Raw genomic sequence first — 9116 nt, 5'->3', positions numbered from 1 at the left:
GCGAAAACTCGCAACCTGGGATACCGACTACCTGATGGCAGCTCTCCAACTCCGTTAACCTGGACTCGTTGCCCTGCGTCGTGCACCAGTCGCGCGGCACGCCCAGCGTTCCACACCACGCGTGGTCGAGCTTGAGCCCCTTGGTCTGCGGCAGAAGCGTCGTCAGGATTTTATGCAGCTTGTCGATCGTCGCCTGCTGGGTGACGCCTCGAACGTCGGTCTTCGAGCCGAACCGATAGGGCACCCCGCGTCCGCCCATGGCAATGCGTCCTTCCCGGGTGCGCTGGGCGTAGCAGTAAGTGTGCGCGGCGTCGCCGAGCATCTCGTAGCCATCCCAGCCGATTTCGCTCCACAGCTTGTCGGACAACGGCTCGGTGACCACGATGGCGCTGTTGAGCGCCAACCACAGTCTTTCGTGGCCGGCGATTCCCGCGGTAAAACCCTCGGTCGCCCGCACGATCTTTTCGGCTCGCACCACGCCCCGGTTAGTTGCGACCTTGCTCTTCTCGATCGACAGCACCGTCGTCTGTTCGTAGATCGGGACGCCGAGCCGCTCCACTGCCCTGGCGAGCCCCTGCACCAGCTTTGCGGGCTGAACCCGCGCAACTTTCTTGATGACGAAGGCGCCGTACGCGTTGTGTACCGCTATGCGCCGGCGCATCTCGGCTGTATCGATATATCCGACGCGCTCGTCGGTCAGCGCCCAGGATCTGGCATGGGCATACATCGCTTTGGCGCGCTGCTCCTGCGCCTCGTTGGTTGCGACCAGCAGTTCGTCGGTACGGCGAATGTCGGCGTCGATGCCTTCGGTTTCCGCAACCGATATGATCTCGTTCACCGTGCCCGTCATTGCCGCCTGCATGGCGATGACTCCAGCGCGCGAGGTTGCCTTCTCATATTTCTCGCGTGACCATGAGAACCCGCCGGACAGCCAGCCGCCATTGCGTCCCGAAGCACCGAAGCCGGCGAACTCCTTCTCGATGATGACAATGTTGAGGTGGGGCGCTGCCTGCTTCAGATAATAGGCGGTCCAAAGGCCGGTGTAGCCGGCCCCGACGATGCAGACGTCGGCCACGATATCGCCCGACAGCGGCGGCCGATAGCCCGGCACGCCGCCGATGTCGGCATACCAGAATGAAACGTCGCCGTTCTTCTTCACGTCCATTGTCGCAATTTCCCAGACAGGATTCAGGTCAGCGTGAAATCGGCGTTTTCGTCGTCCGCCAGCAGCTTCACGTCGCTGCAGGTCGGAACGCAAGCCATTTGTCGAGACCCGATCCTGGGCGCTGTTCATCTCGCTGGCGGACTTGGCTGCAGGGTTCCGGGCAGCTTCACGCAGGATTTGTGCTCAACACGCCGCCAATCGACCAAACCGACTCGCAGCGGTCGCGGCCATCGCATCGGCGAGGCCCATCTGCCATTGCGTGCGGCAATAGGCGCGGAAATCGAAGCAGGGCAGGCCCGGGCAGACCTCGAACTCGATGAGATGGATGCTATCGTTGGCTTCGACCCGGAAATCGACGGAAAACACGTCCCGCAGGCCAAGCCCGGCGATCAGGCTTTGCGCGATCCGTCGGATGCTTGCATCGGCTTGCGGCTGGCTGGCGGCAACCGGCAGCAGCGCCGGCTCGGCATATGTTCTCGCCGCCCTGGCAGCCTCGCCGGTGTCGCCGTAGAGCGCCAGGCTGTCTTCCATTGTCTGGAAATCACTTCCCGAATCGACAAAGACGACGCCGAGCGCTTCGACGCCGGTGTCCGGCTTCAAGCCGAGAAAACTGGCGCGCGCATTGCGCCCGGTGACGTAGGGCTGCACGACGACATCGTCGCGATAGGCAGCGAAGACGCGCCGGCTAAGCTCAAGCGCGTGGCCGAGATCGCTGCTGCGCGAATCCGGCCAGATGCCGATCTTGGCGCCGAGCCGGTTCGGCTTGACGAACCAGCCGGCTGGCGAAGCCGGCGGCTCGACCAGCCAGCGGCCGTCGCGGGCCAAGCCGGATTGCGGCACCGGCAGGCCGAGTGCGCCGAGCACGGCGCCGGAGCGAAACTTGTCCTGGCAGAGCGCAAACAGCGCATCATCGGCGCCGAGCAGCTTCAGGCCGTTCAGCCTTGCCAGCGCCGGCGCTGCACCGCCGCGGAAATAGGCGATGCCGTCTGTCAGCGTCCACACCAGCGTCGTCTTCGGATCCTCACCGGCAAGCACATTTGCGGCGTCGTCGAGCGTCACCGGCGCGAAGGACAGGCCGCGCGTCTGGCAGGCTGCGGCCAGCGCGTCGAACTCAGGGGCGATGTCGGTCGATTGCGCCAGATAGGAGGCGATTTCGGCGGCGCGCCCCGGCACGTGGCCATCGGCAACCAGCCGTTCGAAGCAGGCCTGTTCCGGCTCGTAGACTAGGATCAGCTTCGGCCTGCGGCTTGACATGACATGAACGATTCCTGGAGATGAACGGGTCCTGGCAGCGCGACTACCTACCATCGCACGACGGATGTATCAGGCTTTCGTGAAATCGACGTCAGCCGGGCGCCTGCGCGACAGTGCTGGCGCGATCTTCCTGTTTGACCATGATCTTTCCGAAAAGGTTCGGGATCATGGTCTAGGCGATCAGCACGCGCGGCTCGAAGCGGCCGTTGACCGGAATGTCGAGCAGAAACGTCATGCCGGCTTGCGGATCCAGCAGGCGCTGTTTCTCATCCTTGCCCGACCAGGCGGAGGTGACCGCCAGCCGGTCGGCATTCCTGCCGACAAAGGCCGGGCAGGACGGCTGCGTCACCGGCATCGCGACCGAACGGATGAGTTTGCCGTCAGGCCCGTAGGCTTCAACGACGCTGCCGCCCCAGCAGGCGTTCCACAGGACACCGTCGCGATCGAGCACCGAACCGTCGATATAGCCCTTGGCCTTGCGGTGATCGACGAAGATTTTTGGCTCGCCAGCCGGCAGGCCGGTCGCCGGATCGCAGCCGACGCGCATCAACAGGCCGGTGCTGGTATCGGTGTAATGGGCGACCGTTCCATCTTCGGAAAAGCAGATCGAGTTCGAGACGGTGATGTCGGAATAAAGCCGGCGCAGCTCTCCTTTGTAGAACCAATAAATCGAGCCAGCGGCCTTTGCCTCGCCCTTGCCCATCGTGCCGACCCAAAAGGCGCCGCAGGGGTGGACGCGCGAATCGTTCGATCGCGTCGTCGGATTGTCGGCCTCGATCGCCGTATGCAGCGTCATCTTGCCGGTCGCCACGTCGCGGACATGCAGGCCGGTTTCGGTGGCGATCAACTGTCTTTTGTCGTCGACGACGGCGATCGCGCTGGCCATCTGGCCAAGCTCGTGGATTTTGACGGCACCGCCGGACAGGCGCTTTTCCAGGAGTTGGCCGTTGACGATGTCGAACCAGTAGAGCGTATCGGTGGCGAGGTCATAGCTCGGGCCTTCGCCGAGCTGACAGACATGGTCGGAAAAAACCGAAACGATGGCTTCGCTCATGGCGCGGCTCCAAACGCTGCGTCCCAGGCTACTGTGGCAGCGCGGGCCCGCGCGACCACCTCGTCGACGCTCATACCAGGCTTGAACAGGCTGGAGCCGAGGCCGAAGACGCTGACGCCGGCCGCCTTGTAGCCGGCAAAGTCCTTCTCCGACACGCCGCCGACCGCGCCGACCAGCGTCTCAGCCGGCAAAACGGCCCGCATCGCCGCGATCCCGGCCGCGCCAAGCACGCTGGCCGGGAAGAATTTCAGCGCCGAGGCGCCGAGCCGGATGGCCTGGAAGGCTTCGGTCGGCGTGAACACGCCCGGCATCGTCACCATGCCGTAATGCATGGCGCGACCCATGACCTCGGCATCGATGTTGGGGCTGACCAGCAGCCGCCCGCCGGCCTTGTTCAGTCCGTCGACATCGGCTGCGGTCAACACAGTCCCTGCGCCGACCAATGCCGTCGCCGGCAGCGCCTCAACAATTCTCGCGATGGAGACAAACGGGTCCGGCGAATTGAGCGGCACTTCGATGGCTTCGATGCCGGCCTCGAAGATCGCCCGGCCGACGGCCACCGCCTCGTCCGGCTTGAGGCCGCGCAGAATGGCGACAAGCCCGCGCTCGAGCCTCGGAAACGATGCGGTCTCGGTCATGCGGCAACTCCGCTTCCAGCAATCATGCCATTTTTGCGCGCCGCCTCGATCAGGCCGGCACGCACCGCCTCGTCGGCATCGACGGCTCTCACCGCAAGTCCGGCAAGACCGAGCGCCTCAGTGTAGAGCGTGCCGAGCCCGCCGGATGCGACCAGCACGATCGACGCCGCGCCTTTTCGATAGCGGCCGCTGGCCGAGGCGATCTCGCCGCCGATCAGCAGGCCTGAAAGGCAGGCAGCGGCATCGTCGGCCTTCAGGTCCTGCAGCAGGCCCGCGGCGCGGATCGAGAACAGTCTCGATGTGACATCGCCGCCCTCGGCCAGCGCTGTCTCGCACCAGCGCCGGAAAAACGGATTGCCCGGTGCAACCGGCTTGGGCTGCTCGCCCAGCGAATGGCGCAGGATCGAATGCGCCGCCAGCACCGAAAACAGCTCGCCGGTCGGCCAGGTGCCAAAACCGGCAACGGCGCCGTCCTCGACCAGTACCCATTTGGAGTGGGTGCCGGGCATGCAGACGAGATGGCGGCCTTTTGCCGGCAAGCCGGCGCCGGCAAGCTGCGTTTCCTCGCCGCGCATGACATCGGGCGCGTCGGCCTGGCGCTGGGCAAGGCCCGGAACGATGCGGATGTCACGGCGCTGGCCGGGGACGCGCGCAGCACCGGCAAGGATGGCGCCGATCGGTGCCGGCACGCTGACATAGGGCGCCTCCAGCCAGCCCTGGCGCGAGCCGGCCATGCCGCAAATGATGACGGGCATCGCTTCCGGCGCGCCCATCGCCGCCAGATGTCCTTCGAGGATGGTCGAAAACCCGACCGCCTGCGCGGTGATCAGCCCGTCGTCGCCGCGACGCTCGGCGAGAACATTTCCGGCCTCATCGACCAGCCAGACCCTGAGACGGGTGGTGCCCCAATCGACGGCGGCGACGGCCGGCGCCTTGCGCGGCGATCCTGGGCTCACAGGAAGCCTCCGTCGACGATCAGCATTTGTGCGGTCAGCATGCGCGAAGCGTCCGACGCCAGGAACAGCACCGTGCCGACGACGTCTTCCGGCTGCATCACCTGCTTGATGCATTGCTTGGCCACGTGGGCGTCGAGCGCCTGTTCGGTGACCCAGAGCTGCTTCTGCCGCTCGGTGATCACCCAGCCGGGTGCGATCGCATTGACGCGAATGCCGTCGGCGCCGAGCTTGCCGGCAAGCCCCTTGGTCAGGCCGACGATCCCCGCCTTGGCGGCGGTATACGCCGGCATGTCGGGGTGATTGATCAGGAACGACGTCGACGTGAAGTTGATGATCGAGCCACCGCCGGCCCGCTTCATGCCCGGCGCTACCGCCTGTGCGGAGAAGAAATGCGGACGCAGGTTGACCGCCTGGTTGTTGTCCCAGAACTCCACTGTGACATCTTCCACCGCGTGGCGATCGTCAAGTGCTGCATTGTTGACCAGCACGGTGACGTCGCCATGCGCCTCTGCCGCCCTGGCGGCCGAGGCCCGCAGCGCCTCGACGTCGCGTATGTCGGTCTTGAGATAGAGGGGGCGGCGGGCGAGATCCTTTTCGATGCGGTCGGCCAGCGCCAGGCTCGGGCCGTCGGCGATATCGATGAAGGCGACCTTTGCCCCCTGGCGGGCAAAACCCTCGGTCAGCGCCGCGCCGATGCCGGAGCCGCCGCCGGTAATCAGCACCGAAGCGCCCTCAAGGTCGGCAAAGCGCGCCGATGGCATCATTTTTTTCTCCCTGCGCATGGCCCCGAAAATCGGTTTCGATTTTCGGAAAGGATCATGCGCAAAATCAAAGTGCTACAGCGTCGTTTGCGCGTCCAAAAGGACGCGCGGCGCCGTAGGCTCGGTCGGCGCGCATCCTAGCCAGCCCGGTCGGGGGAGCAAGGGAGAAAAAGCAAATTCGCGGGCTTATGTCTGACAAGTCGCTCGTCAGATCGCCTTGAGCGCAAGGTGCCACGGAGGGAATTTCTGAGATAGCAGAGCGTGGCATCGAAACCGACCGACCCGCCGAACAGGAATCGTTGATGCCGGCGCAGCCGAACTGGGCAAGGCGCTCCGCCTGCGCCTCACGTACGCTCAGCAGGCAATCCTCAAAATGTCGCGATTGGCAGATGACCGGCGAGGTTGTAAGGGCAAGCACAGCTGCCCATACGATCCGCCGGAGATCCGTCATGCCTCTGAAAATCGCCGTCCAGATGGACCACATCTCCACCGTCTCGATTGCCGGCGACACGTCTTTCGCGCTGTCGCTGGAAGCGCAGCGGCGCGGCCATCAGCTGTTCCATTATACGCCCGACCGGCTGTCGCTGCGTGGCGGCAAGGTGTTTGCCCGCATCGAGGCAATGCAGGTCCGCGACGAGAAGGGCAATCACTATTCGCTCGGCGAAGAAGTGCGCACCGACCTGTCGGAGATGGACGTCATCCTGCTCAGGCAGGATCCGCCGTTCGACATGAACTACATCACCTCCACGCACATCCTTGAGCGTATCCATCCCAGGACGCTGGTGGTCAACGACCCGGCCTGGGTGCGCAACAGCCCGGAAAAGATCTTCGTCACCGAATTTCCCGACCTGATGCCGGAAACGCTGATCACGAAGGACCCGCTGGAGGTCGCCGCCTTCCGCAAGGAGTTCGGCGACATCATCGTCAAACCGCTATACGGCAATGGCGGCGCCGGCATCTTCCACCTGCACGAAGCCGATCGCAACCTCGCCTCGCTGCTCGAAATGTTCGGCCAGATGTTCCGCGAGCCCTATATCGTGCAGCGCTATCTGAAGGAGGTGCGAGCCGGCGACAAGCGCATCATCCTGATCGACGGCGAGCCGGTCGGCGCCATCAACCGGGTGCCGGCCGAGACTGATTCACGCTCCAACATGCATGTCGGCGGCCGCGCCGAAAAAACCGAATTGACAGAGCGCGAACGCGAGATCTGCGCCCGCATCAGTCCGTCGCTGAAAGAGCGCGGCTTCATCCTCGTCGGCATCGACGTGATCGGCGACTACATGACCGAGATCAACGTGACGTCGCCGACCGGCGTACGCGAGGTCAAACGCTTCGGCGGCGCCGATATCGCCAGCCTGTTCTGGGATGCGGTCGAGGACAAGCGCAAGTAGCGCCCATGCTGGCGGAACGGCGGTTTCCCGATCCGTAGCCGATGCGTCGCCATCAAAGCACAACGTTCGATTGTTCCCGTAATGTTCTTGCCTTTGCCCAAAATCTGTGGTTGTCTGAGATGACGCCGTTCGCGGCATGATCGCATGGGCTTCGGGCGAGCCCATGTCCGGGGGCAGAAAAATGGTTGCGCGGGTCCGCACGGTCGCTTTCCAGGGCATCGAGGCCGTGCCGGTCGACGTGCAGGTGATGATCGCGCCCGGCAAGGTCAACATGCACATCGTCGGCCTCGGCGACAAGGCGGTGGCCGAAAGCCGGGAGCGGGTGCAGGCTGCGCTGCACGCATCGGGCCTGTCGATGCCATCGAAGAAGGTCACCGTCAATCTGGCGCCCGCCGACCTGCCCAAGGAAGGCAGCCATTACGATTTGCCGATCGCGCTTGGCCTGATGGCGGCGCTTGGCGCCATTCCAGGCGACATGCTGGCCGGCTATGTCGTGCTTGGCGAGCTGTCGCTCGACGGCACCATCGCCGCGGTGGCCGGCGCGCTGCCGGCGGCGATCGGCGCCAATGCCGAAGGCAAGGGCCTGATCTGCCCTTTCGCCTGCGGCCCGGAAGCGGCGTGGGCCGGCAAGGATTTCGACATCCTGGCGCCGCGCAGCCTGATCGCCATCGCCAATCATTTTCGCGGCACGCAGGTGCTGTCGCGGCCGGAGGCCGGTATCCATACCTCGGCGCGCGACCTGCCGGATCTTGCCGACATCAAGGGCCAGGAGACCGCCAAGCGGGCACTCGAAGTGGCGGCGGCCGGCGGCCACAACATGCTGATGATCGGTCCGCCGGGATCGGGAAAATCGATGCTGGCGCAGCGGCTGCCGTCGATCCTGCCGCCGCTGGTGCCGCGGGAATTGCTCGAAGTCTCGATGATCGCCTCGGTGGCGGGCGAGCTTGGCGAAGGCAAGCTGACCGACCGGCGGCCGTTCCGCGCGCCGCACCATTCGGCGTCGATGGCGGCGCTGGTCGGCGGCGGCCTGCGCGTGCGGCCGGGCGAGGCCTCGCTGGCCCATCACGGCGTGCTGTTCCTCGACGAGTTTCCCGAATTCTCGCCGCAGGCGCTCGACGCGCTGCGCCAGCCGCTGGAGACCGGCGACTGCATGATCGCCCGCGCCAATCATCGCGTCACCTATCCGGCGCGCATCCAGCTGGTCGCGGCGATGAACCCGTGCCGCTGCGGCATGGCCGGCGAGCCGGGCTATCGCTGCCTGCGCGGCGACCGCTGCCGCACCGACTACCAGGCGCGCATATCAGGTCCGTTGCTCGACCGCATCGATCTCCGGATCGAGGTGCCGGCGGTCTCGGCCAGCGATCTGATCCGGCCGGACCGGGCGGAGAAAAGTGCCGATGTGGCGCTGCGCGTGGCCCGCGCGCGGACAACCCAGCGCCAACGTTTCGAGCGGCTCGGCGCGACCTCCGTCACCACCAACGCGCACTGCTCACCCTCAATCATCGAGGAGATCGCGATGCCGGATGCATCAGGCCTGTCACTGCTCAGGGATGCCAGCGAAAAGCTTGGCTTTTCGGCGCGGGCCTATCACCGGGTGCTGAAGGTGGCGCGGACGCTGGCCGATCTCGAGACCAGCGAGACCGTCGGCCGCATCCATCTGGCCGAGGCGATTTCGTACCGCATGAGTTCGGAGCGAATGGCGCAGGCGGCGTGACGGTCCCCTCCCCCCTCGAGGCAGGGGAATCGCGTTTGAGTAGATGGGAAATTGCTTGCCAATTGGCGGGTTGTGGATTCTTGGGAGGGCTCCGTTATTGTGGAGCTCTCGATGGAAACGATCCAGGCTGTGTTCGGTCATCTCGATCCGCGCGACCAGAACGCTCGACACGATTTTTGCGAG

8 protein-coding genes are annotated in these 9116 nt (G+C 65.1%); 2 read left to right on the top strand and 6 right to left on the bottom strand.

The genetic code is table 11. From position 1 onward, the window contains the following. The 6 genes from AC0L16_RS32945 to AC0L16_RS32920 form a co-directional block, all read right to left on the bottom strand. Nucleotides 1-1165 (bottom strand): NAD(P)/FAD-dependent oxidoreductase (locus tag AC0L16_RS32945; protein WP_473625697.1); only part of this gene is annotated, 1165 nt, incomplete at its 3' end. A 183-nt stretch (nucleotides 1166-1348) separates the two neighbouring features. Continuing rightward, nucleotides 1349-2419, bottom strand: coding sequence for a D-alanine--D-alanine ligase family protein (locus tag AC0L16_RS32940; RefSeq protein WP_473625695.1), 1071 nt, complete (start codon nucleotides 2417-2419; stop codon nucleotides 1349-1351). Between the two features lie 172 nt (nucleotides 2420-2591). Further along, nucleotides 2592-3473 carry an SMP-30/gluconolactonase/LRE family protein gene (locus tag AC0L16_RS32935; protein WP_473625694.1) on the bottom strand — a complete coding sequence of 294 codons (882 nt, stop codon included), beginning with the start codon at nucleotides 3471-3473 and terminating at the stop codon, nucleotides 2592-2594. Then, entirely contained in the window at nucleotides 3470-4111 is a 642-nt protein-coding gene (locus tag AC0L16_RS32930) for a 2-dehydro-3-deoxy-6-phosphogalactonate aldolase (RefSeq protein ID WP_473625692.1), read from the bottom strand. The genes AC0L16_RS32935 and AC0L16_RS32930 overlap by 4 nt, the downstream gene beginning before the upstream one ends. Beyond that, nucleotides 4108-5067 (bottom strand): 2-dehydro-3-deoxygalactonokinase, encoded by a 960-nt coding sequence (locus AC0L16_RS32925; RefSeq protein WP_473625691.1) that lies wholly within the window; start codon nucleotides 5065-5067, stop codon nucleotides 4108-4110. The genes AC0L16_RS32930 and AC0L16_RS32925 overlap by 4 nt, the downstream gene beginning before the upstream one ends. After that, entirely contained in the window at nucleotides 5064-5831 is a 768-nt protein-coding gene (locus AC0L16_RS32920) for an SDR family NAD(P)-dependent oxidoreductase (protein WP_473625690.1), read from the bottom strand. Before AC0L16_RS32920 ends, AC0L16_RS32925 begins: the two co-directional genes overlap by 4 nt. A gap of 446 nt (nucleotides 5832-6277) precedes the next feature. Here AC0L16_RS32920 and gshB point away from each other — a divergent pair, with 446 nt between their 5' ends. Continuing rightward, nucleotides 6278-7219: a glutathione synthase gene (gshB, locus tag AC0L16_RS32915; protein ID WP_473625689.1), complete on the top strand. Its 942-nt coding sequence runs from the start codon at nucleotides 6278-6280 to the stop codon at nucleotides 7217-7219. A 181-nt stretch (nucleotides 7220-7400) separates the two neighbouring features. Then, nucleotides 7401-8933: a YifB family Mg chelatase-like AAA ATPase gene (locus AC0L16_RS32910; RefSeq protein ID WP_473625687.1), complete on the top strand. Its 1533-nt coding sequence runs from the start codon at nucleotides 7401-7403 to the stop codon at nucleotides 8931-8933. Nucleotides 8934-9116 lie beyond the last annotated feature (183 nt).

The sequence above is a fragment of the Mesorhizobium sp. WSM4848 genome, from assembly GCF_055811375.1.
Note: the sequence above shows the minus strand (reverse complement) of the source record. Positions and strands in the feature narration are given on the sequence as shown.